The following is a 22,993-nucleotide window of genomic DNA, read 5'->3' as shown; positions in this document are numbered from 1 at the left end:
GCGGACGCGGCGGATCAGCGGCGGTGGGCCATCCACTGCCAGATGTGGGTGCCGCCGATGCTCGGGTCGTTGCGGGCCAGGTAGATCCAGGAAAAGTGACCGGGGAACTGGTAGCCGTTCCAGACGACGTGGTCGTACAGGGTGACCAGTGATCCCGGGATGAGGTGGTGGGCGTGGACCGTGTTGGTCTCGGGTGGCACCGTGTCGTCGTCGCGCGAGGTGACCAGCCAGGTCGGGGTGTGGATCGTCGCCAGTTCCGCGTCGGTGATCAGCGGTGGGCCCGCCGCGCCGAGTGGCTCGACGACGCCGCAGACCGGCACCGACGCGGCGAACAGGTCGGGGTAGGCGACCGTCATCTTCAGGGCCATGTAGCCGCCGTTGCTGCAACCCGCCACGTAGATCCGGTCAGGGTCGACGCGCCTGCGGCGGACGAGGTCATCGACGATCTCGCGGATCAGCGGGGCGAACCGGGGGCCGTCCTCCATCCAGTAGGAGGTGCTCTGCGGCGCGACCACGTACGCGTCGGAGAAGATCCGTTGCGCCTGCGGAGTGGCGAAGCCCAACGCGCCCCGGTTGGCGCGCAGGGTGGTCTCGTTGTCGTAGTAGTCGTCGGGCAGGGAGGCGCCCTCGCCGGCCCCGTGCAGCCAGAGGATCAGCGGCAGCCGGCCATGGCGGGGTGGACGCTGCGGGGAGTACAGCCGGTACTTCATGCCCGAGCCTGAGACGTGGTGGCTGAAGGCGTCCACCTCGGGGTTCGACAGTCGCCCCTGCACGAAGCTGGTGATGGTGAGCGGTGGGCCGTGACGCCGGACGAGCGGGGTGTTCTGCGTGATGGTGTAGACGAGGTCCAGCCGGACGTTACGGGCCCTGCTCAGGATGTAGCCGAGGGTGCCGCCGCCGAGTTGGCCTTCGGCGTGGCTCAGTTCCAGCACGATGTTCCCGTGCCGGTCGAGCCGGGCTGCGGTCACCGTGCGGTCCAGGTCGTACTCGCTGAAGATCAGGTCGCCGGGAGCGATCGGGACGGGGCTGGTGGCCTTGGCGTGCACGGTGAACGTGCCGGGGTGGAGCCCGGCGGGATCGATCGGCCCGAGCCGGGCGGTGTCGAGGGTGACCGAGGTGACCTGTTCGCCGCCGTCGAGCGTCGTCGCGTCGAGGGTGAAGCTCACGCTCGTGGGGCGGTGGCCGTGGGCGTGGGCGGCCCCGGGCAGCGCGAGGCCGATGGCCGTGCCGGCGCCCCCGGCCAGGACGGTGCGCCGGCTGACAGACGTTGACATGCGGCCCCCGACACTTACGTAGACGTTCATCGATAGAGGGTCAACCTAGCGCCGCGGAGATCCGCTGGCAACCGGTGCCGACGCGAGTGATCAATCGGCGTACCCGGGTGTGGTGACGACGCCGCCCGGCGCTTGTGTCAGAGGGGTGACACAAGCTGTGGAAGTGGCTACCCTTGTACCATTCCGTCGATACAAGGGGGAGTCATGACTGCTGGTGGGCTCTGTCGAATGGCGGGGATGGCTGTCGGTGTGGGAACCGCCTTCGCCCTGACCCGCACCTACCTGTTCGACCTGGCCCCGGTAGCCCTGGTGCTGGCGGTCCTCCTCGGCGCTCTCGCCGGTGAAGCCGTGACGCCACGACGGGTACGTGGCCGAGGTGCCGCCAGCCTGGTTCCTCGGCGCGTGCGCGATTACGCGCCGAGACGTGACGTCATCGTGGCCGCACTGCTCGGAGTCGGCATCGCGGGTTTTGCCAGCTATCCCACCCCCGAACGTCCTGATCACGAGGTCAAGTACTTCGGCACCGCGGCACCGGTGAGCCTTGCGAGCACACTGATCGCGCTCGGGGTCACTGCCGCCCTGACCGTCGTGATCGTATGGCTGATCGTTCGTGCTCCGCAGGCGGGCGTCAACGAGGCGGATACGGCGACGGGCAATGCCTGGCGTCACGATGCCGTACACCGCCTGGTTCACACGTGCACTGCGGTCTTCGCGATCGTGTTCACCGCGCTCGCCTTCTGGTACGCGGATCGCCAGTGGGACTGGCGCGCTGGAGGTTCACCTGCCTGGGGCCTCGCCCTCAGTGTCCTCGCGGGGCTCGGTCTGGCGACGTTCGGCTACTACGCGGGTGCCCTGGTGGTGACCCCGCAACGGCTCCCCGAAAGCGCCCCGACCGATCCTGCCCGCCACGTCGGCGCCGATGGGGTGGCCGGATGACCAGCAGCCCCGCGATTCGGATCAACCCGTCCTCGGCGGTGCCTCCGTTCGAGCAGGCCCGCCAGCAGATCGCGGATCTGATCCGGTCGGGAGTGCTTGTGGAAGGACAGCGCCTCCCGACGGTCAGGCAGCTCGCCGCCGATCTGGGGCTTGCCAACGGCACCGTGGCTCGCGCATACCAGGAACTTGAGGCAGCTGGCCTGGTCGTCACCAGGCGGGCAGCCGGTACCCGGGTAGCTTCCGCAGCCGTCCTGCAGTCAGCTGCTCGCATCGAAGCTCTGGCCCTGCGGGCCCGCGAGTTCGTCATTGCCGGTCGCCGTCTCGGTGCGGGGGACGACGAACTCACCGCCGCCCTCGCTGCCGCGCTGAGAGCCGACCTGGAGGGTACGGGTTCGTCGAAATCGGAGGCATCCTTGCCGTAGCCCCGACGGCGGGTCGTCGAGCAGGCCGTCGCCCCTGCCGCACTGGTTCCCACGCCTCATCATCCGCCGGGAGATCCGCGACGACATCCACGAAGCGCCTTCCTCACCCTCGCCTGCGCCATCATCTGCCGGGGCCGACTCCGACGCTGAAAGTGTGAGGAGTTGCGAGGTTGACAAGCGGTGTTCGACACCGGCTCTGTCCGTGGCACGAACCGTGGACGCCTCACCGTGCAGGGCCGGGAGCGCCAACGGAACGGCCCGTTGCGGTGTCAGGGATTGCGTTTTAGCGTGTGCGATATAGATGAATAGGCGTCGATGGTTGGAGGCGTGGATGCGGGCGGTGGTCCCTGTCGTTGTCGCCAGCCTCACCATGGCCGTCGCCCCGGCCGGAGCGGCCCCGGCCGGAGCGGCCACGGCTGGAGCGGCCCCGGCCGGGACGGCCAGCGGGGCGACCCTCGCGTGGCGGGCGTGCCCCGGTGTCGATGACACGCGCCTGCGCTGTGCCACCATCGAGGTGCCGCTCGACCACGCGCGGCCGGCCGGCCCCAGGATCGACATCATGATCTCCCGGCTGGCCGCGACCGACCCGGCGCTGCGCCGCGGTGTGCTGGTCACCACGGGTGGCGGACCGGGTGGTGCCGGTGTGCCCGAGCCGCTGAACCTCGCCGCCGTCGTCGATCCGGCGGTGCTCGCCCGGTACGACATCGTCGGGTTCGACATGCGCTTCGTCGAACGCAGCACCCCGATCACCTGCGGCCAGCCGGAGGAGGAACCGGGCGGCTACTGGGTGCGCACCGCGACGTACCAGTCCCTGGAGGACACCGCCGTCGAGGCCCGTGAGTACGCCCGTGCCTGCGCCCGGCACGCCGGTTGGGCGTTGCCGTTCGCCACGACCGCGCAGGCCGCCCGCGACATGGACGCCATCCGGGCAGTCCTCGGCGAGCGGAAGCTGTCCTTCCTCGGCGGGTCGTACGCGGCAATGCTCGGCGTCGCGTACGGCACGCTCTTCCCGCACCGGGCGGACCGGTTCGTGCTGGACAGCCCGGTCGACCTCGACCTCGCCTGGCGGCCCTACGAGCTGGCACGGCTCCCGGCCTTCGAGGACAACTACGCCGCCTTCACCGGGTACCTCGCCGACAACGACGCGACGTTCGGGCTCGGTGGCACGCCGACCGAGGTCGCGGAAACCCTGAGCGGGGCTTTCGCCGAGGCGGCGCTCGACCCGATCGTGGCCGGGGACCACGCGTGGACCGCCGGCGAACTCGGCTCCCTGACGGTCATCGCGACGTACTTCGAGCAGTTCTGGCCGGTGGTCGCGACCGACCTGGCCGCCATCCTCGCCCACACCCCGCCGCCGATCCCCCTCGACCCGCGGCCGGCACCCCTGCCCGGGACCCCGGGCGTGCCGGCGGACAACCACACCGCGGTCAACATGGCGTTCCGCTGCGGCGACGACGCGTGGCCCCGTGACCTGGCGACCTACCGCCGCGACCTGAACCGACTCGGCACCCGCCACCCGGTCTTCGGTCCGTCGATCGCCAACGTCAACCCCTGCGCCTTCTGGCCGGTCAGCCGGGACAACACACCGCCGCTGGCCGGCAACCGGGCACCGGCGGCACTCGTCGTCGCCGCACTGCGCGACGCCTCGGTGCCGCCGGCCAACTCGATCGCGACCGCCCGGGCCATCACCGGCTCCCGGCTGGTCACGGTGGACAAGCAGACCCATGTGCCGCTGCTCAGCGGCCAGGCCAACGCCTGCCTGACCGGCACCGTCACCGCCTACCTGGTGCACGGGCAGCTGCCGAGGCGCGACACGGCCTGCTGACGGCGCCTTGCCGGGTCGTCGCGGCGGTGTTCGGCTGCGGTACGTGGCGGAGCGAGCGGGTGCTCCGCCAGGCGACCGCCGTTGGCCGTGGCTACGAGGGGAACCGCCGCCACTGCCCCTCGGAGACGACCTCGACGACGCCGTCGGCCACCATGATGGCCGTCTGATCGTCGATGGCGTACGCCGGACCCGCGATCTCGGCCGCCCATCTCTCGGCATCAGCCATGGTGTTGTCGGGCTCAAGACCCAGGTGCGGGAAGATCGAGAAGTCGACGACTCCCAGTGTTCGGTCGTCGGGCGCGGACTGCCACGCGACGAATTCCGCGCCGATCCGGGGGGTCAGCACCATGCTCCCCGCACTCAGCCCCACCCAGACGGTGTCCGGCAGTGTCGGCAGGAGGTCCGCCAGCCCGGAGTGCCGCATCCAGTGGCACAGGTATGCCGCATCGCCGCCGGCCACGAGGATGACGTCGGCGTCCCGCACCCAGGGAACCCACCGCTGCCCGCCGATGCTGGGCAACGCCGTCAGCTCCAAGACACCCAGCGACTCCCAGCCCAGGCCGCACATGGGCAGCGGCGTCTGGCCGGTGATGAAACGCCAGGCCGAGGCTGGCCCGGACATGGGGTTGCCGTACAGCGCCGTGGGGATGCAGAGGGCACTGGAGGCGGCGATCGGTTTGCCCAGTAGGTCGACCAGCGCCTCGTGGATACTCCCGTTCGTGACCCCTGCGGACGTGAGGAGGAGCCGCACGCGTGCCTCCTGTCCGTAGCGCTCACGACTGCCCGCCATGATAGTTGCGCACCATCGGTCGGTGCCCGCAGACGGGTCCGTCCGGAGCAATTTGCCGACGCCATTGTCAGTCCTGGGCTTTGCAGCACCCTTGCGGCGACCCGACCCGACCCGACGGCCTCGGTGCGCCGCACCGGTTCTTCCGTGACAAGACGGACGAATTGGGTGTGACCCTTGCCTCATCATCGACAGGTCCCTATCTTTGATGGAAAGCGCTTTCCCAAACCAGGTGCTCCCGCTCGAAAGGTGAGATCAGATGAGACGCAAAGTCGCCTCGCGGTGGCTGGCCGGCAGCGCCACCGTGGTCGCAGGCGCCGTCGTCGCGCTGGCGCTACAGATTCCCAGCGCCTCGGCCGCCACGAACCTGAGCCTCGGCGCCGGCGCCGACGGCTCCAGCAAGGCCAGCGGTACCAGCTACGGCAACGTCATCGACGGCAACACCGGCACCTACTGGTCGCCGAGCGGATCGACCGGCACGATCTCGGTCAAGTGGGGCAGCGCCACCACGGTGTCCTCGGCCGTCATCGTGCAGGCCTCGGGCGGCGGCTCGATCAGCGGCTGGCAGCTCAAGAACAACGACACGGGCGCCGTCCTGGCCAGCGGGAGCAGCGCCCCGAGCACCGTCAACTTCTCCTCGACGTCGCTGAAGAAGATCTCCTTCGTCATCACCGGCGCGTCCGGCACCCCGCGGATCGCCGAGTTCGAGACGTACTCCAGCGGCGGGTCGACCCCGACCTCCGGTCCCACCAGCGGTCCGACGTCCGGCCCGACCAGCAATCCGGGCACGCCGACCGGAGCGTGGCCGTCGTCGGCCGGCTCGGTCAGCATCTCCGGCACGGTCAACGTCTCCGGCACCTTCGACGGCGGGATGAAGACCTACTGCTGCATCGGTGACGGTGGGCAGGGCGAGTCGCAGGACCCGATGTTCAAGATCGCCAACGGTGGCACGCTGCAGAACGTCATCCTCGGTTCGCCGGCCGGCGACGGCGTGCACTGTGAAGGCACCTGCACCCTGCGCAACGTGTGGTGGAACGACATCGGTGAGGACGCCGCCACCTTCAAGCAGACCAACGGCGGCACCTCGTACGTCATCGGTGGCGGTGCGCGCAGCGGCAGCGACAAGACCTTCCAGCACAACGGCAACGGCACGGTCAACATCTCCGGCTTCTACCTGAAGGGGTCCGGCAAGCTGTACCGCGGCTGCGGCAACTGCACCACCTCGTACACCCGCCACGTGCGTATCGACAACGTCCTGGTCGACGACATCGACATGCTCGCCGGCATCAACAGCAACTGGAACGACACCGCCACGATCACCCGCGTGGTCGTGATCGGCTCGGCCACGATCTGCGGCAAGTACAAGGGTGTGCCCAAGGGCAGCGAACCCAGCTACCTCGGTGAGGGCTGGAACGACGCCAACTGCAAGGTCAACAGGAGTGACGTCACCTTCCGGTAGTCACCCCGGACGAGGTCGTGCGCAGCGGGGCATCCGCGCCAGACGGGTGCTCCGCTGCGCTGCGGCCGGCCGGCCGGACGGGCGGGCGGGCGGACGGGCGGACGAATGTTGGACACCGGGTCCGGCTGGCGCGTCGCCCGCATCGGGGGCGTACCGGAGAACGCATACGCCACCGCGACGGTCGTCGGCGGTGACCGCCCGGAACGGACCCGGGCGCATCGCCGTCAGCGCCCGACCCGCTCCGCGCCGCCGGGGTCACGTCAGCAGCGGTAGCGCCCGTTGGCGGACGTCGATGTAGCGCTCGTACACCTCGGGGGTGCCGTCGGCGGTGACCTCCTCGGCCTCCACCGGCCACGGCGGCGGCTCGACGTCGCCGGACAGCGCCCAGGCGGCCTGCCGCGCCGCGCCGAGCGCCACGTACTCGGCGGGGCGCGGCACGCTCACCGGCGCACCGAACAACGCCGGTGCGACCGCCCGCACCGCGCGGGACCGCGCCGCACCGCCGATCAGCAGCACCCGGTCGACCGGGACGTCCTGGGCGCGCAGCGCGTGGAGGGCGTCGGCGATGCCGCCGAGCATGCCCTCCACCGCGGCCCGCGCCAGGTTCGCCGCCGACGCGTTCGCCCGGGTCAGGCCGGCGAGCAGGCCGCGCGCGTCGGGCAGATCGGGGGTGCGTTCCCCGTCCAGGTACGGCAGCAGGGTCAACCCGCCCGCGCCGGGTTGCGCCGCGAGCGCCAGGTCGTCCAACTCCGCCAGTGACCGGCCCAGCAGGTCGGCGACCGTGACCAGCACCCGGGCCGCGTTGAGCGTGCAGACCAGCGGCAGGAACCGGCCGGTCGCGTCGGCGTACCCGGCCACCAGCCCGCTGGCGTCGGCGGTCGGTACGTCGCTGAGCCCGTACACGCACCCCGAGGTGCCCAGCGAGACCACCACGTCACCCGGCCGCAGGTCGACGCCGAGCGCCCCGCCCATGGTGTCGCCGGTGCCGGCCGAGAGCAGCGCCCCGGAGGCGGTCTCCCCGACCACCTCGGCCGGCCCGGCGACCCGGGGGAGTGTCACGTCCCGACCGAAGGCGAGCCGCACCAGGTCCTGCCGGTACGCGCCAACGGCCGGTGACCAGTAGCCGGTGCCGGACGCCTCGCCCCGGTCGGTCGTCGGCTCCCCGCCGTCCGCGCGCAGTTGGTGGGTGAGCCAGTCGTGGGGTAGCAGCACCATGCTGGTGCGGTCCGCCAGCTCGGGCTCGGCGCGGGAGAACCAGCGCAGCTTGGTGACCGTGAAGCTGGCCACCGGCACCAGCCCGACGGCGTCGGCCCATGCCTTCGGGCCGCCGAACTCGGTGGTCAGGTCGACGGCGGCACGCGCCGAGCGGGTGTCGTTCCACAGGATGGCGGGGCGCAGCACCTCGCCGGCGTCGTCGAGACAGACCATGCCCTGCTGTTGTCCGGCGACGCCGATCGCGGCGACTCCGTCCAGCAGGCCGGCACTGGCCTGCTCGTACGCGGCCCACCACGACCGTGGGTCGATCTCGGTGCCGTCGGGGTGTGGGGCGCGGCCCGCGCGGAGCACCTCGCCGGTCCCGGCGTCGCAGACCACGACCTTGGTCGACTGGGTCGACGAATCGACCCCGGCGACGAGGGTCCTCGCGTCACCCATGGCGGTGCCTCCGTAGCTCGGGACCCGACCCTACGTCCAGCACCCGGATTAGTTCAATGGCTATGCAAAATTCGGCGTCGCCTTGACCGTGGAGCACCGTCGACCACGTTGATCATTGCCGTGGCGTCCGAGGCGCGTGCCGCTGCGAGCCGTACCGCTCGACGAGCACGGTGCCGATCGCGGCCAGCTGGTCCCGCACCCCCGGCGGGCCGGTCACCTCGAGGTAGTCGACCAGCCCGGCAAGCTCGCCGGCGAGGATCCTCTCGTCGTTGCCGCGGATCACGACCTCGATCCGGCCGTCGGTGGTGGAACCTCCCACGTCGAGTCGAGCGCCGAACCCCATCCGGAGCACGCCTACCGCGTGGGGCGTGCACATCGCGTGGGCCTCGACCGGTGTCCGCCGGCGCTCGACCTCGTCGGCGATCTCGCGCCAGCTCTCGGCGAGGTCGAAGTCCTCGGGTCGGTGCACGGGATCGGTGGTCGGGGCGACGGAGGACACGCGGTCGATCCGGAAGGTCCGCCGGCCGGCCCCGGTGGTGGCGACGAGGTACCACGACGGACCCTTGGCGACGATGCCCAGCGGGTGGACGGTCCGCTCGGTGCCGGTGCGTTCCCGGTCGACGTAGCCGAGCCGGACCTGGACGCCGCGGATCACCGCGTCCTGGAGCTCGTCGAGGAAACGCGGCGGTCGGACCTCGACCGGGCTCGACCCCCACCGTTGCGGGTCCATGACGAGTGACGACGACGCCGCTTCGGCCTGCGCCCGGAACGGCTCCGGCAGGGCGTGGGCGAGTTTGCGCAGCGCCGCCTTCACCGTCGGCGTGACCGCCGAGGCCGGGCCGGCGACCAGGAACAGGGCGCAGGCCTCACCCGCGGTCAACCCGGACAGGTCGGTGCGGGCGCCGCCCACCAGGCGCCAGCCGCCGCCCCGGCCCTGCACGGAATACACCGGTACGCCGGCCATGCCCAGGGCGTCGAGGTCGCGGCGGGCGGTGCGCTCGGAGATCTCCAGCTCCCGGGCGACCTCCGCCGCGGTCACCTGTTCGCGCTGTTGCAGCAGGAGGAGGATGGCCACCAACCGGTCGGCTCGCACCCGGACGACACTGCCACGGAAACCGGTCAGGAGGTGACCGGTTTCGGTCGGCATGATGCCGGCATGACAACCGATTTTCCCGAGCCCACCCGCATCGCGGTCAACGGTGTGGAACTCGAAGTCTTCGAAGCCGGCCGGCACAACGCAGGCAATCCCGTCGTGCTCTGTCACGGCTGGCCGGAGCACGCCTTCTCCTGGCGTCATCAGGTGCCGGCCCTGGCAGCGGCGGGCTACCACGTGATCGTCCCCAACCAACGGGGCTACGGCAACTCGTCCCGTCCCGCCGACGTGACGGACTACGACATCGCCCAGCTGTCCGGTGACCTCGTCGCCCTCCTCGATCACTACGGCTACCAGGACGCCACCTTCGTCGGCCACGACTGGGGCGCATTCGTCGTCTGGGGCCTGACCCTGCTGCACCCGCACCGGGTCAACGGCGTGGTGGCGCTGAGCGTGCCCTACCAGGAGCGCGGAGAGGTGCCGTGGATCGAGGCTATGGAGGCCGTGCTCGGCCCCGACTTCTACTTCGTGCACTTCAACCGGCAGCCGGGCGTCGCGGACGCCGTGTTCGAGGAGAACCCGTTCCGGTTCCTGCGGAACCTGTACCGGAAGAACGTGCCCCCCGCAGAGCCCCAGCCGGGCAACGCCCTGATCAACCTCGCCAGGGCGGAAACCCCGCCCGGTGAGCCCGTCATGAGCGACGACGAGCTGGCCGTCTTCGTCTCCGCCTTCGAGTCGGCAGGGTTCACGGGCGGAATCAACTGGTACCGGAACCTGGACCGCAACTGGCGGCTGCTGGCAGCTGCGGACCCGATCATCCGACAGCCCACCCTCATGATCTACGGCGACCGTGACCCGGTCGCCAGGGCGGAGAGGTTGACGGCATTCGTGCCGAACGTGGACGTGGTCGGTCTGGACTGCGGTCACTGGATCCAACAGGAGAAACCGCAGGAGACGACCGGGACGATCCTGGCGTGGCTGGACCAGCGGGCTGCCGCACCGGCGTACGCCCCGTAGGTGGGCATGGCGGCCTTGCCGCCGATCGAGCTGATGTCGATCACGCGACCTCCGCCGTGCAGGAGCGCGGGCGGGAGCGCCTGGGTGACGGCGACGTTGCCGAACAGGTTGACCTCGAACACCCGCCGCCACTGCGCCATCGGCAGTGCTTCGACCGGCGCGTTCACCGGGATTCCCGCGTTGTTGACCAGCGCGTGCACCGTGCGCGGGTCGTCGCCGACCCGGGCGGCGAGGGCCGCCACCTGCTCGGCGTCGGTGATGGCGAGGATGACCGGTTCGACGCCGGTCGTACGGATGGCGTCGGCGTCGGTGCCGCGTCGCACCCCGGCCAGGACATGGAATCCCGCCGGGCAAGTTCGCGGGTGGGTGACGTTCGCCGCGATACCGATCGGCCGTTGGTGATTGGTGGAACCGGGCGGATAGCTTCGAGTTCTCAAGGTGGGCGACGGGCGGAGGATGGATGACGCGTGGCAACGCTGAGTATCGCTACACGAACACGGCGATAATGTCGGTGGCGGCTGTGGAAGCTCCGGTCGTCGTCACCTCCGACCAGTTCGACGAGCAGCTGAGCGAGACCTTCCGGCGGCTGAGGTTGCGCCCACGGATGCTTCAGCGGATCGCCGGCGTCCAGGAGCGGCGTTGGTGGCCGGAGGGTTTCGGGTTTGCCGACGCGGCGGCGACTGCCGGAGCGAAGGCGCTGTCGGAGGCGGGTGTCGACGCGCATGACGTCGGCCTGCTGATCAACACGTCCGTGTCTCGAGCGCATCTGGAGCCATCGACGGCGGTGGCGATCCACCACGCCCTGGACCTGCCGCCGTCGGCCTTGAACTTCGACATCGCCAATGCCTGCCTCGGGTTCGTCAACGGGATCCAGGTCGCTGCCAACATGATCGACGCCGGACAGATCCGGTACGCGCTGATCGTGGCGGGCGAGAGTGCCCGCGAGGCGCAACAGGCGACGGTCGAGCGGTTACGCCGGTCCGACTCCACCCGCGACGACGTCCGGGAGCAGTTCGCCACGTTGACCCTCGGGTCAGGCGCCGCCGCGATGGTGCTGGCCGCCGCCGACGCCCACCAGGAGGGGCACCGCCTGGTCGGCGGGGTGAGTCGGGCGGCCACGCAACACCACACGCTGTGTGTCGGGGACAGCACGCGGATGCGTACCGACGCGAAGGGTCTGCTCGACGCGGGGGTGGACCTCGCGGCGGCGGCCTGGGCGCGCGCCGGGGCGTGGGACTGGCAGAACATGGACCTCTACGTCATGCACCAGGTTTCGGCGGCGCACACGCACGGCGTCGTCAGCCGGCTCGGCCTCGACCCTCGGAAGGTTCCCGAGACGTTCCCGTTGTGGGGAAACGTCGGCCCGGCGTCGCTGCCGCTGACCCTGGCTCACCACGCCGGATCGCTCAACTCAGGTGACCGGGTGCTGTGTATGGGGGTCGGCTCCGGCCTGAACACGTGTGCCCTGGAGATCGTGTGGTGAGCAATCGAGACACCGTGTCGCCGCTCGGGCTGTCGGGACTGGATAGTGCCTGGTCCCGGTGGGTCACCGCGGCAGACAGTCAGGGCGTGCAGCGCACCTGGCATGTGCTGGACACCGCTGCCGAGGACGCGGCCGGTCCGGTCCGACCCGTGGGGACCATCCTGTGCGTGCACGGCAATCCGACCTGGTCGTACCTGTGGCGACACCTGTTGGCCCGGTTCGGGCGGGTTGACGCACCGCCGTGGCGGGTGGTCGCCGTGGACCACCTGGACATGGGGTTCTCCGAGCGCACCGGCACCGTACGTGGGCTGGCGCAGCGGATCGACGACCTCACCACGGTTACCGACGCGCTGGGACTGACCGGGCCGGTGGTCACGGTCGGGCACGACTGGGGCGGGTCCATCTCGTTGGGTTGGGCACTGCGGCACCGTGATCAGCTACGTGGTGTCGTGTTGACCAACACCGCGGTGCACCAGCCGAGTGGGTCGCCGGCGCCCACGCTGATCCGCCTGGCCCGGCTGCCCGGCGTGTTGCCGGCGGTGACCGTGCGGACCCCGACGTTCCTGCAGGCCACCCTCGCCCTGGCGAACCCGTGGCTGCCGGAGCCGGTGCGAGAGGGCTACCTCGCTCCGTACCGTGGGGCGGACCGGCGGGCGGCGATCGGCGGCTTCGTCGCGGACATCCCGCTCGGATCAGACCATTCGAGCTGGCAGGCGCTGCAAGACGTCGCACAGGGTCTGCACACGCTGGCGGAGATCCCGACACTGCTGTTGTGGGGGCCGCGTGACCCGGTCTTCGGCGACGTGCATCTCCGGGACCTGCGGAACCGGCTGCCGCATGCGCGGTTGCACCGGTTCGAAGGCGCCGGTCACCTGCTCCCCGAGGATGCTGATGTCGCCGGTGCGGTGGCTCGGTGGCTGGTTGAACTGGACCGCCGGCCCGCCGACCCGACTCCGGCATCTGCACCGGCACCGGCGGTGCCATGGCGTCCGCTGTGGGCGGCGTTGGCCGAGCGCGCCGAGGACCGGTCGGTCGCCCTGGTGGAGCTGGCGAACAACGGCCGGCAGGTCAGCTGGTCCCTGTTGTGGCAGCGGATCCGGGAGATCGGGGCCGGGTTGTCGGCCTCCGGAGTGCGCCGCGGTGATCGGGTGGCACTACTCGTACCGCCCGGGGCCGACCTGACCGCCGCCGTCTATGCGTGTCTTCGCATCGGTGCGGTGATCGTGGTGGTCGATCCGGGTCTGGGACTGGCCGGCATGAGTCGGGCCCTGCGCAGCGCGGACCCCGCGCACCTGGTGGCCGTCGGCCGGGGCCTCGCCGTCGCCCGGGCCATGGGCTGGCCCGGACGGCGTATCGGAGCCGGGCCGGGTGCCGCCGCGTTGGGGGCGTTGACCCTGGGTGGGCTTGCCCGCCTCGGTGTCGACGTCCGGGAACTTCCGGCCCCCCCACAACCGGACGACGACGCGGCCGTGCTGTTCACCTCCGGTTCCACCGGGCCGGCGAAGGGTGTGGTTTACACCCATCGCCAACTCGCCGCGATGCGTGACGCGCTGTTCGAGCTCGGGGTGAACACCGACGCCGGGATCGTGGCGGCTTTCGCGCCGTTCGCACTGTTCGGGCCGGCTCTCGGTGCCCCTTCGGCGATCCCGGACATGAGGGTCACCGCACCAGGGACGTTGACCGCCACCGCCCTCGCCGAGGCGGCAGCCGCGGTCGACGGCTCGGCGGTGTTCGCGTCACCGGCCGCGCTACGCAACGTGGTCGACACCGGCGACGCGTTGGACGATCGTCACCGCGCCGCGTTGCAGGGGGTGACATTGCTGCTCAGCGCGGGCGCGCCGGTGCCCGCCGCGCTGCTCACCCGGACGCGGGTGCTGATGCCCAAGGCGCAGCCGCACACCCCCTACGGAATGACCGAGGTTCTCCCGGTCACCGACGTCACCCTCGACGAGATCGTCGACGCCGGGCCGGGCGACGGTGTCTGCGTCGGCCGGCCGTTGCCCGGTGTCCAGGTGGCGATCGCGGCCCTGGACACGACCGGCACGCCTGCCGAGCAACCCGGTTGCGCTCCTGGGCGCACCGGCGAGATCCTGGTCAGGGCCGCGCATGTCAAGGACCGATACGACGGGCTCTGGCTGACCGAGCGGGACAGCTCCCGCAATCCCGGATGGCACCGCACGGGCGACGTAGGCTACCTGGATTCCGACGGCCGACTGTGGGTGCAGGGTCGACTTGCCCACGTCCTGGTCACGTCCGACGGCGTGCTCACTCCGGTCGGGACCGAACAGCGAATCGAGTCGTTGCCGCAGATCGCGCGGGCCGCAGTGGTCGGTGTGGGACCGCCCGGGGTGGCAAAGGTCGTGGTCATCGCCGAAACCCTGCCCGGGAGCCGCCGTGCCCGAATGGCCAGCCGTGACCTGGCCGCCGCGGTACGCGCCGCAGCCGCGACACCCGTCGCGGCCGTGTTGGTGGTCCCGGCCCTGCCCACGGACATCCGCCACAACTCGAAGATCGACCGTACCCGGCTGCGGCACTGGGCGGAACGAGTGCTCGCCGGCGGGGGGTTGCGCCGCCCGTGAAGATCCTCGTCACCGGTGCCAGCGGCATGCTCGGCGGCGCCACCGCCGCGGCTGCGCGGATGCGCGGCGACCACGTCCGCGTCCTGCAGCGTCGGCCCAGCGGCCTGGTCGGGGTCGACGAGCACCGCGGCGACATCACCGATCCGGAAGCGGTACGCGTGGCCACCGAAGGCGTCGACGCCGTGGTCCATCTGGCCGCGAAGGTGTCGATGACCGGGCCGTGGCAACACTTCGCACACACCAACATCGGTGGTACGGCCACCCTGCTCGCCGCCGCCCGGGCAGCCGGCGTGCCGCGATTCGTGCACGTGTCCTCGCCGTCGGTGGCCCACCACGGCACCGGCCTGGCCGGCGTCGGCGCCGGCGCCGCCGACCCGGACCGTGCCCGGGGCCACTACGCCCGGAGCAAGGCCTCGGCGGAGTTGCTCGCGCTGGCCGCCGACTCGCCCGGCTTCGCCGTGGTGGCGATCCGCCCCCACCTGGTCTGGGGGCCGGGCGACACCCAGTTGGTGGGTCGGATCGTCGAGCGGGCCCGGGGCAACCGGCTGGCACTGGTCGGCCGGGGAACCGCCCTGATCGACACGACGTACGTCAGCAACGCCGCCGACGCCCTCGTTGCCGCGATCGACCGGGCCCCCGAGGTCGGCGTACACGGACAGGCATTTGTCGTGACGAACGGTGAGCCGCGGACGGTGCACGAGCTCGTCGACCGGATCTGCGTCGCCGCCGGTACGGCGTCACCGAGGCTCCGGGTGCCGGTGGCCGTGGCAAAGGCCGGCGGCGCCGTGGTGGAGCGGCTCTGGTCGGCGCTTCGGCGCACCGAGGAACCGCCCATGACCCGGTTCCTGGCCGAGCAGTTGTCCACCGCCCACTGGTTCGACCAACGCCGGACCCGGGAGGCACTGGGCTGGTCACCGCAGGTGACGCTTGAGGAAGGCTTCGTTCGGCTGGCCATGGCGTACCGGAGCACGGTCCCCGCCCCCGCAGCCACTGGCGGGGACTGAGCGCGGCACCGCCGACCACGCCGGTGGCGACACCGCGCATGCCGGGACCGCCCCGCTCGTGGTGCCGTCACTTGTCATAGTCATGCTTGTTGTGCACTGGTGCCGGCCTGCTCCCTCGTGGTGGGGTCGCTGGCGCTTGACGGGTGGCCTGCGTGCGGTGCCCGGGCAGGGACTCCGACGCGAGAAGGGCGAGTAGCTTCTCGATTCGTTCGGTGCCCGGCTGGTGGCCGGTCAGGGTGTGCGACTGGGCCGCCAGCCCGGCGCTGCGCCGGGCGGCGACCACGTCACCGGCCGAGTACTCGGCTGCGGCGCGGGCGGCGAGCGCCCGGCCTTCGAGCAGCAGATAGCCGCACTGCCGCGTGATGGACAGCGCCGCATGGCACCAGGAGGGTGCCGCAGGCTCGTCGATTTCGGCGAGGCTGACGGTGATGTCGGCCTCGATGTACCGATCCGCGGTGGTGCGCGCAGTTCGCAGGGCATCCAACAGGGTGCCGGGTTTCCGCTCGACGACGCCCAGGATGTGGAGAGCGAGCGCTTCGACCCGGGGCTCGACCGGTGCGCGCGCCATGTCGAGTGCCTGCCGGGCGAGGCTGGCCGCGTGCGGATGGTCGCCACGGTCGCAGTGGACCCGAGCCAGCGCACACAGGGTGGTGGCACGGCCCCGGCTGCCCGTCTGCTCATGGAGTTCCAGCGCCTCGGTCAGTGTCCGTAGTGCATCGTCGGACCGGCCGAGAAGGTGGTAGACGACGCCCAGGTTGCTCAGGATGAGGGCCCGGCTGGAGGTCGCCCCACCCTGGTGTGCCAGGGTGAGCGCCGCGTGGTGATGGTCTGCGGCCTCGCGGAGCCGTCCGAGGTCGGCGCAGACCAGTCCGAGGTTGTTGTGGTTGACGGCGACGCCTGCGGTCCGGCCGTTGCGCCGGTTGAACTCCAGCGCCCGCTCCATGACCCGTAGGGCTTCACCCGGCTGGCCGGTCATCCGGAAGACCGGGCCCAGGTTGCCCAGCGCGGCCGCCTCGCCGTCGCGCCACCCTGAACGGTTCGCGGCGAGCAGCGCCAGCTGGTAGTCGTCGATCGCCTCGGGGAACCGTTCCAGCCGCCAGTGCAGGGCGGCGAGACTCAGCCGGGCCGCCGCCTCGGCCTGCTCGTGCCGGTCGGCCCGGGCCGCGGAAAGACCGATCCTCGCGACCTCGGACCATTGCGTGGTGTGCATCCCCAGCCACAGGTAGCCGCGTAGCGCGTCCGCCAGCGACCAGGCGAAGGTGTGCAGTTCCTGGTGCGCGGCATGGCGTGTCACGGCGACGAGGTTGTGCCGGTGCGCGTCGAGCCAGGCGAGAGCGTCGACATGGGCGGCGAATCGCATCGGTGGACCGGCGGGCGCGGGTAGCTGCGTGGGTACGCGCAACACCTGTGGATACAGCCGGTCGGCTGCGGCGTACACGCTGAAGAGGTACCAGGACAGCAGGTCGACGAGTCTGTCCCGGTTGTCCTCGACCGCCGCCAGCTCGGTCACGTACCGGCCGAGCAGGTCGTGGGTGCCGAAGTGGCCCGGCGTGCGCTCCTGCGCCAAGTGCGCGTCGGCGATCCGGGCGAGCATGTCCGCCGCCTCGCCGGTATCGCACCGCAGCATCGCGGCGGCCGACTCCGCTGTCACGTCGCAGCCGGGCACCAGGCCGAACAGCCGGAAGAGCCGCTGGAGTCGCGGTGGCAGAGTCCGGTAGGAAACGGCGAACGCCGAACGCACCGCGACCTGCTCGTCGTCACGGACGGTCAGCACGGTCAGCGGATCGCCCGCGCGAAGCCGCGCCAGGTACCCGCTGACCATCTCGTGCGGGCGGGCGTGCAGGTCTGCTGCGGCGATGCGCAGGGCCAGCGGCAGGTGTGCGCAGTCACGGGCCAGTTCCGCGAGAGCGTCCCGCTGCTCGACGACCCGTTCCGCGCCGATGACGCGGGTCAACAGTTCGGTGGCCTCCTGCGGCGCGAGCACGTCCAACGACAGCCGCTGCGCGTCGTGCCGGGCGGCCAGCCCACCGAGGCGATCACGGCTGGTCACGATCACCAGGCAGCCGGCGCCGCCGGGCAACAGCGGCCGTACGTGCGCGGTGTCGCGGGCGTTGTCCAGCAGGATCAGCATCCGCCGGTCGGCGAGCACGCTGCGGTAGAGATCCGTCGCCTCGTCGACGTCGTCCGGCACCCGGGCGGGCGGCACGCCGAGCGCGCGAAGGCAGCGCGACACCGCGTCCAGCGGTGCTGTCGCCGCGCCGGGCGAGTAACCGCGCAGGTCCAGGAAGAGCTGCCCGTCGCCGAAGAGTGGCCGTACCTGGTGCGCCCACCGGACCGCCAGCGCCGTCTTGCCCACCCCGGCCGTCCCGATGATCGCGACGACCGCCAGGGCGCCGCTTTCCCGGGCCTGGTCCAGCATCGTGTCCATCGCGGCGAGTGCGTCGCCGCGACCGGTGAAGGTGGACAGGCCGGCGGGCAGTTGGGCGGGACGCGGAGCGGATCCGGGTTCCCGGACCGGTGGTGCGGGCCTGTTCGGCGGAAACTGTTGCCGCAGTACCCGTACGTGGGCCTCCGCGAGCAGCGCTCCCGGCTCGATGCCCAGCTCGTCGGCGAGGAGGCGGCGGATCCGCTCGAACACCCGCAGCGCCTCGGCCCGGTGTCCCGATCCGGCCAGTGCCGTCATCAGCCGCACGGCTAGGCCCTCGTGCCACGGGTTCCCGGTGACCAGCTCGCGCAACGGCGCCACCACGGCGGCGTGTCGACCGAGTGCGAACTCGGCGTCGAACAGGTCCTCGGACGCGGCAAGCCGCTTGTCGTGCAGGGCGGCGGCGGCCGCCGGTACGAACGCGCCGGACGCCCCGGCGAGTGCCGGGCCACGCCACAGCGCCAACGCCTGCCGTAACAGGATGGTGGCCCGTTCGTGCTCGCCGGAGTCGGCATACCGACGGGCAGCTTCGGTCAGCCCGGAGAAGACCACCACGTCCAGGTCGTCGCCGGCCAACTCAAGGCGGTATCCGCCGGAATCGGAATAGATCGTCTCGGGTATCCCGGCCGCACGGGTCAGTTGTCGCAACCGGGAGACACAGACCTGGACCTGCGCGCGTGCGCGGGTGGGGAGAGCTCCGCCCCACAGCGCCTCGGTCAACTGCTCCGCCGACACCACCACGTTGGCATTGAGCAACAGAAACGCCAGCACAGCGCGTTGTTGGGGTCGTCCCAGCGGCACTCGCCCGCCCCGCACCACGGCCTCGACCGGGCCGAGCAAGCGCCATGTCATCCAGCCCCCACATCGATGTATCGAACTTGATTCTATGTGTCGCCTCCAGGGCGGCTATCGGATGGCTAGCCGATGGCAAGCCGGGCCGCGCAGCCTGATGGAGCCGGGCGGACGGTCCGGAACATGGGGTAAAGGAGCTTCAATGAGACGAAGAATCCGCGCGGCTCTCCTCGCGGTGACGACACTCAGCGTGGTCGTCGCGTCGGTCGGGGTCGCGCAGGCCGACGAGTCGTCGCAGTCGTCGCAGTCGTCGCAGCCAGCGCAGTCGTCACTGCGCGACGCACGGGCCGCCGCAGCCGCGTCGGGCGGGCTGAGCCACGCCGCGAAGGGCGGGATCGGCATCGCCGCGACGTGGTTCACCGGCACCCTCGCCGCCGGCGGCACACAGGGCTGGACCTGGACCAACGCCCCGGCCGACGCCGCCTACGTGGTCGGCTACAACCCGGTCGGCGCGACCACCTCGGCCACCTGCCAGTTCGAGACGATCAACAGCCGGTACGTCCAACTGCCCACTGGGGAGCGGCAGTACCAGTTCACCCTCAAGAACGTCGGCTCGATCGCCTGTGGTGCGACGGTGCAACTCACGGCGGTGACCAGTACGTTCCTCGGCTCGACCGGCGGCGTCAGCCCGGGTGGCACCCAGACGAGCCTGTGGAACGTCCCCTGGAACACCATCTGGGTGCCCGCTCTGAACCCGAGCGGCGCCACGGGTTCGGCGGCCTGTCAGTTCCAGGTGTCGCGCATCTGGACCGTGCAGCCGGGCAGCTCGCTCCGGCAGATCTGGGTGGAGGCCAAGAACGTAGGGAGCATCACCTGCCAGGCCGACATCCGGCTCGGCTCCACGACCATCGGCTCGCAGTTCTCCATGGCGACCGTGGGCCCCGGCAGCACCTGGTCCACGACGTGGAACAACGCCAATCCCGTCACCTCGGCCTACGTGGTCGGTCCGTCGCCCCAGGGCAGCTTCCCCACCTACTGCCAGTTCGAGGTCACGCGCCTGGTCTACATCCAGCGCATCAACAGCGACGGATCCTCTCAGCGTCAGCTCGCGATGTGGTTCAAGAACCTCAGCACACTGTCCTGCGGAGGGACCGCCTACCTGCAGACCATCGCTGCCTGATTCCGCACCCGTCCCCGCGGTCACCGCGCGACAACCACCGTTGTCGCGCGGTGGCCGCGCCCTTCTCGCCGCCACCCCTGGCCGGGACCCGGACATCAGATCATCACCGGGTGGACGAGCGGCGGTTCGGCGGCCGTCGACGTCAGACACAGATCGGTTCTGCGGCGGCGGAGCGGTCGTCACGAGTGACGACGGCTCCGATCGCGCAGAGCCGGTCGGTGGGGTCGGCGCGGACGATCAGGGTGGTGAAGGCCGACTTCACATCGGGTTCCACGGCTTCCTGGCGGGTATCCCCGTGCGGGTCGGACCTGCGGTAGATGGCGACCTCGACGTGGTTGCCCAGCGGGCTGTCGTCTGCTCGGGTGATTCGGGCCCACGCGGCCCGACACCTGACCGAGAAGACGATCTCCAGCAGGAACTCCGGGTTCTTGTTCGTGCTCGTCGCGACCTTCGCGTCGTCCAGGCACGGCGTGTCCAGCGGGTTGTCACCGGTCGCTGCCGGTGCGGAGGTCGGCTTCGTTGCCGCTGCGGTGACCGGCTCAGACGTGGAGACACGGTGTACGACGAACCCGGTCACGACATTGGTGATCAGCAGGGTGACCGCGACCGCTGCCCACCATCGCCATCGAGGTTGTCCAGGTGGTCGACTGGTGAACTCCGCAGCGTTCTGCTCGCCGGGTGGCGTGACCAGCGCCGTACGACGAGCAGCCCAGCGTTCGATTTCCGCGTGGTCGACGCCGAGGGCGGTCAGGTAGCCGCGTACCGCCAACTCGGAGGGCAGCGCTTCGAGTTTCGCGACCTTGTGCAGGGTGCTCTTACTGACCCGTACACCGTTCATTCTGGCGCGGTGGACCATCGCGTCCCATGTCGGCGGCACCGCACGGTCGTCGCGCAGCCTGCGTAGGTCACCCACGAAACGGTCGACCGAGTCGCCCCGGTCCTGCCGATCCGACTCCTGTTTCACCGCACCCCCCGCCCGCGACGGATTCGCCACCGCCTGACCAGTGTGGCGTAATCGCGATCCATTCCTCCATCTCCCTGGTGGATGGACGACTGAACGGGTGCAGTTCGGGGTGTCCGGGACGTACCGCCGGCGGCAGTTCGCTCGCATGGTGGCGTCGCCTCGGACATCCCACGATCCACCGCTGCGGCGCGGATCATAATTGGTGAGGAGAAACCCGATGAGTACAACGTCCACGGTCGAACGACCCCGTCGATTCGGCAGAGCCCTGCTTGCGGCTGTCACCGCGATCCTGGCCGCCGGCACGATCATTCTCACGGGCGCGGCTGCGGCGCAGGCGACGGACTCCGGTGGTGACGGCAGCCCCACCGGTTGCTCGCAGACCAGCACTGTCGCCACCGTGCCCATCCACGGTTCGCGGGGCGCCCTCGCGGGCAAGGCGATCGGGGAACTTCAGCTGCGTTGGTCGTGGTCCTGCCACGGAAACTGGTCGCGGGTCGTCCTGTACGGCGGAATGTACTCGAACCCGGTGACCGTGGAACAGGTCGTCGAATCGGAGGGCCGCAGGGCGAGCGCGTACGACCCCAATCTGTTAACGGGCGCCGGTGGAACAAGTGCTTGGTCACCTTATATTCGGCTGGCGAACTCGCAGAGCACGGCGTGCGTGCAGGCGTGGCTGTCATCGGACTTCGGCACGCTCAATTACCACACCAACGGTGCGCGCTTGTGCGTCTGACGTCGTGAGCCTTCGACCCGGCGTCCGTCACTGCGCATGCGGGTGGCACGCCGGGTCGAAGGCTGTCGGATGGGCCGGTCGATCTGATCCACCTCCGACGTGCCGTCCGGTCCGCGCCGGATGCGCGCGCCGGGCCGGTCGACCCACGATGATGGTTGCGTGAAGGAGATCTACTCCGACGACGGCGATCCGGCGGCGGACCCCGGGGCCGTGCCCGGTCTGCGCCCCGTGACCGACGGGGCGACCGACGCCACGTCCCGCACGCTCGAGGTCGACGGGGAGACCTTCGTTCTCCGCTCGAACGGGCTCGGCGGCACCGACTACGCCTGGCTCAGCGGGCCGAACCCTGGCTACGGCTTCGGTGTGGGCCCGACGGCGGACCTGTCGGCTGACGAGCACACCAAGAACATCCGTGACTTCCTGGACACCGTCGACCCGAGCACCGGATACCTGGCAGACGACTGAGCAGCGGGACGGTCGACGTTCCAGCTCGCGGCGCGGGCCGGCGATGTCCTAGGATGCTTTACGGTGGGTGGCGGGCCTCGCTGCGCTCAGGGTGTCGCCACCCCGCCCGTCACGTGGGGCCGCTGCCGGCCGGCGCCGGGTGCGGTGGCAGACCCAGGTTCCGCACCCGGAAGACTGTGGCATTGAGCCACATCAGCGGCTGGATCAGCAGGTCGACGCCGATCAGAAAGCAGAGCGTCCCCACCCCGGCCGGTCCGCCCATCAGCCACCCGGTTGCGAGCAGGGTCAGTTCGAGCGCGCCCTTGGCCAGCCAGAACGGCCACCGCCAGCGCTGCACCATGGCGATCGCGAGAAGGTCCATCGCCCGGATGCCGAACCCGCTCATGATGATCAGCGCCGAACCGTACGCACAGCATGCGGTGCCGGCGGCGAGCAACGTCGCCGCGGGTGCCGGGGCGAGGCGAACCGGGTCGAGGATCAGCAGCCCGTCGATGGCGCTGCCGCAGAGGAAGAACGTCAGCATGGGGGAGAGCACCGGTCGGCGACGGGTCCACACGGCGACGATGGACACGCAGGTGACCGCGACGGCGGCCTGGGCGATACCGATCGTCCCGGGGACGTGGCGCAGCAGGCCGAGCGCGAACGTGTCGAGCGGATCCGTGCCGAGGTGCGAGACGATGAAGAAATACGCGCCCAGCGAAAAGAAGAAGCAGCCGATGAGATAGGGGAAGGCTTTGTCGACGGCAGGGCGAACAGGGGCGGCAGGCATCCAGGTCTCCGATTGTCGGGGGCCGTCTGCCTGATGGGGCGGTTCGTGACGTCGGGAGCAGGCGTCCGGCACGTCGGGAGTGCGCGCATCCAGGTGGCGGTGGCCCCTGCCGGAGCCGGCACGCAGCTGTCGC

The 22,993-nt window shown here is 70.8% G+C and carries 19 protein-coding genes; 11 read left to right on the top strand and 8 right to left on the bottom strand.

The features are described 5' to 3' along the window. Positions 1 to 14: 14 nt before the first annotated feature. Positions 15 to 1,274, bottom strand: a complete 1,260-nt coding sequence (locus ACQP2H_RS19915; protein ID WP_433228463.1) for a prolyl oligopeptidase family serine peptidase — start codon at positions 1,272 to 1,274, stop codon at positions 15 to 17. 237 nt (positions 1,275 to 1,511) lie between these two features. Here ACQP2H_RS19915 and ACQP2H_RS19910 point away from each other — a divergent pair, with 237 nt between their 5' ends. From ACQP2H_RS19910 to ACQP2H_RS19900, 3 genes are all read left to right on the top strand, one after another. Then, positions 1,512 to 2,210, top strand: a complete 699-nt coding sequence (locus tag ACQP2H_RS19910; protein WP_433228461.1) for a hypothetical protein — start codon at positions 1,512 to 1,514, stop codon at positions 2,208 to 2,210. Next, the gene (locus tag ACQP2H_RS19905) at positions 2,207 to 2,632 is read left to right on the top strand and encodes a GntR family transcriptional regulator (protein WP_433228460.1); all 426 of its coding nucleotides are present in this window, start codon (positions 2,207 to 2,209) and stop codon (positions 2,630 to 2,632) included. Before ACQP2H_RS19910 ends, ACQP2H_RS19905 begins: the two co-directional genes overlap by 4 nt. A gap of 559 nt (positions 2,633 to 3,191) precedes the next feature. Further along, complete coding sequence (locus ACQP2H_RS19900; protein WP_433228459.1) at positions 3,192 to 4,457, top strand: alpha/beta fold hydrolase; 1,266 nt, start codon at positions 3,192 to 3,194, stop codon at positions 4,455 to 4,457. Between the two features lie 91 nt (positions 4,458 to 4,548). Here ACQP2H_RS19900 and ACQP2H_RS19895 read toward each other — a convergent pair whose 3' ends face one another. Continuing rightward, positions 4,549 to 5,208 (bottom strand): Type 1 glutamine amidotransferase-like domain-containing protein, encoded by a 660-nt coding sequence (locus tag ACQP2H_RS19895; protein WP_433228457.1) that lies wholly within the window; start codon positions 5,206 to 5,208, stop codon positions 4,549 to 4,551. 295 nt (positions 5,209 to 5,503) lie between these two features. Between ACQP2H_RS19895 and ACQP2H_RS19890 the strand changes: the two genes are divergently transcribed. Then, entirely contained in the window at positions 5,504 to 6,703 is a 1,200-nt protein-coding gene (locus tag ACQP2H_RS19890) for a pectate lyase (RefSeq protein WP_433228456.1), read from the top strand. 255 nt (positions 6,704 to 6,958) lie between these two features. Here the strand turns inward: ACQP2H_RS19890 and xylB are convergent, their stop codons facing one another. Next, on the bottom strand, positions 6,959 to 8,356 hold the full coding sequence (gene xylB, locus ACQP2H_RS19885) for a xylulokinase (protein ID WP_433228454.1): 1,398 nt from the start codon (positions 8,354 to 8,356) through the stop codon (positions 6,959 to 6,961). A 112-nt stretch (positions 8,357 to 8,468) separates the two neighbouring features. After that, a complete protein-coding gene (locus tag ACQP2H_RS19880) occupies positions 8,469 to 9,503 on the bottom strand; it encodes a helix-turn-helix transcriptional regulator (protein WP_433228452.1) in 1,035 nt (344 codons plus the stop codon). A 9-nt stretch (positions 9,504 to 9,512) separates the two neighbouring features. Between ACQP2H_RS19880 and ACQP2H_RS19875 the strand changes: the two genes are divergently transcribed. After that, on the top strand, positions 9,513 to 10,466 hold the full coding sequence (locus tag ACQP2H_RS19875) for an alpha/beta fold hydrolase (protein WP_244252414.1): 954 nt from the start codon (positions 9,513 to 9,515) through the stop codon (positions 10,464 to 10,466). On the opposite strand, the gene ACQP2H_RS19870 is transcribed toward ACQP2H_RS19875, so the two are convergent. Continuing rightward, entirely contained in the window at positions 10,373 to 10,789 is a 417-nt protein-coding gene (locus ACQP2H_RS19870) for an SDR family NAD(P)-dependent oxidoreductase (RefSeq protein ID WP_433228450.1), read from the bottom strand. The two genes, ACQP2H_RS19875 and ACQP2H_RS19870, sit on opposite strands and share 94 nt — an antisense overlap. A 137-nt stretch (positions 10,790 to 10,926) precedes the next feature. Between ACQP2H_RS19870 and ACQP2H_RS19865 the strand changes: the two genes are divergently transcribed. From ACQP2H_RS19865 to ACQP2H_RS19855, 3 genes are read left to right on the top strand one after another with little or no spacing between them, the layout of a single operon-like run. Further along, positions 10,927 to 11,949 carry a 3-oxoacyl-ACP synthase III gene (locus tag ACQP2H_RS19865; protein WP_433228448.1) on the top strand — a complete coding sequence of 341 codons (1,023 nt, stop codon included), beginning with the start codon at positions 10,927 to 10,929 and terminating at the stop codon, positions 11,947 to 11,949. Further along, entirely contained in the window at positions 11,946 to 14,528 is a 2,583-nt protein-coding gene (locus tag ACQP2H_RS19860; RefSeq protein ID WP_433228446.1) for an alpha/beta fold hydrolase, read from the top strand. Before ACQP2H_RS19865 ends, ACQP2H_RS19860 begins: the two co-directional genes overlap by 4 nt. After that, positions 14,525 to 15,532, top strand: coding sequence for an NAD-dependent epimerase/dehydratase family protein (locus tag ACQP2H_RS19855; protein ID WP_433228445.1), 1,008 nt, complete (start codon positions 14,525 to 14,527; stop codon positions 15,530 to 15,532). Before ACQP2H_RS19860 ends, ACQP2H_RS19855 begins: the two co-directional genes overlap by 4 nt. A gap of 67 nt (positions 15,533 to 15,599) precedes the next feature. Here the strand turns inward: ACQP2H_RS19855 and ACQP2H_RS19850 are convergent, their stop codons facing one another. Beyond that, positions 15,600 to 18,809, bottom strand: coding sequence for a BTAD domain-containing putative transcriptional regulator (locus tag ACQP2H_RS19850; RefSeq protein ID WP_433228443.1), 3,210 nt, complete (start codon positions 18,807 to 18,809; stop codon positions 15,600 to 15,602). A gap of 190 nt (positions 18,810 to 18,999) precedes the next feature. Between ACQP2H_RS19850 and ACQP2H_RS19845 the strand changes: the two genes are divergently transcribed. Next, positions 19,000 to 19,929, top strand: a complete 930-nt coding sequence (locus tag ACQP2H_RS19845; RefSeq protein WP_433228441.1) for a hypothetical protein — start codon at positions 19,000 to 19,002, stop codon at positions 19,927 to 19,929. Between the two features lie 142 nt (positions 19,930 to 20,071). Here ACQP2H_RS19845 and ACQP2H_RS19840 read toward each other — a convergent pair whose 3' ends face one another. Further along, a complete protein-coding gene (locus ACQP2H_RS19840; RefSeq protein ID WP_219463357.1) occupies positions 20,072 to 20,767 on the bottom strand; it encodes a DUF2690 domain-containing protein in 696 nt (231 codons plus the stop codon). A gap of 343 nt (positions 20,768 to 21,110) precedes the next feature. On the opposite strand from ACQP2H_RS19840, the gene ACQP2H_RS19835 reads away from it, so the two are divergent. Then, complete coding sequence (locus tag ACQP2H_RS19835; RefSeq protein ID WP_433228439.1) at positions 21,111 to 21,626, top strand: hypothetical protein; 516 nt, start codon at positions 21,111 to 21,113, stop codon at positions 21,624 to 21,626. Between the two features lie 159 nt (positions 21,627 to 21,785). Further along, positions 21,786 to 22,091 (top strand): hypothetical protein, encoded by a 306-nt coding sequence (locus tag ACQP2H_RS19830; RefSeq protein WP_219463353.1) that lies wholly within the window; start codon positions 21,786 to 21,788, stop codon positions 22,089 to 22,091. Between the two features lie 109 nt (positions 22,092 to 22,200). Here the strand turns inward: ACQP2H_RS19830 and ACQP2H_RS19825 are convergent, their stop codons facing one another. Further along, positions 22,201 to 22,860 carry a YczE/YyaS/YitT family protein gene (locus tag ACQP2H_RS19825; protein WP_219463352.1) on the bottom strand — a complete coding sequence of 220 codons (660 nt, stop codon included), beginning with the start codon at positions 22,858 to 22,860 and terminating at the stop codon, positions 22,201 to 22,203. Between the last annotated feature and the right edge of the window lie 133 nt (positions 22,861 to 22,993).

The sequence above is a fragment of the Micromonospora sp. CA-248260 genome (assembly GCF_050942205.1).
GTDB lineage: Bacteria > Actinomycetota > Actinomycetes > Mycobacteriales > Micromonosporaceae > Micromonospora > Micromonospora antibiotica.
This window is presented reverse-complemented; position numbering and strand designations above follow the sequence as displayed.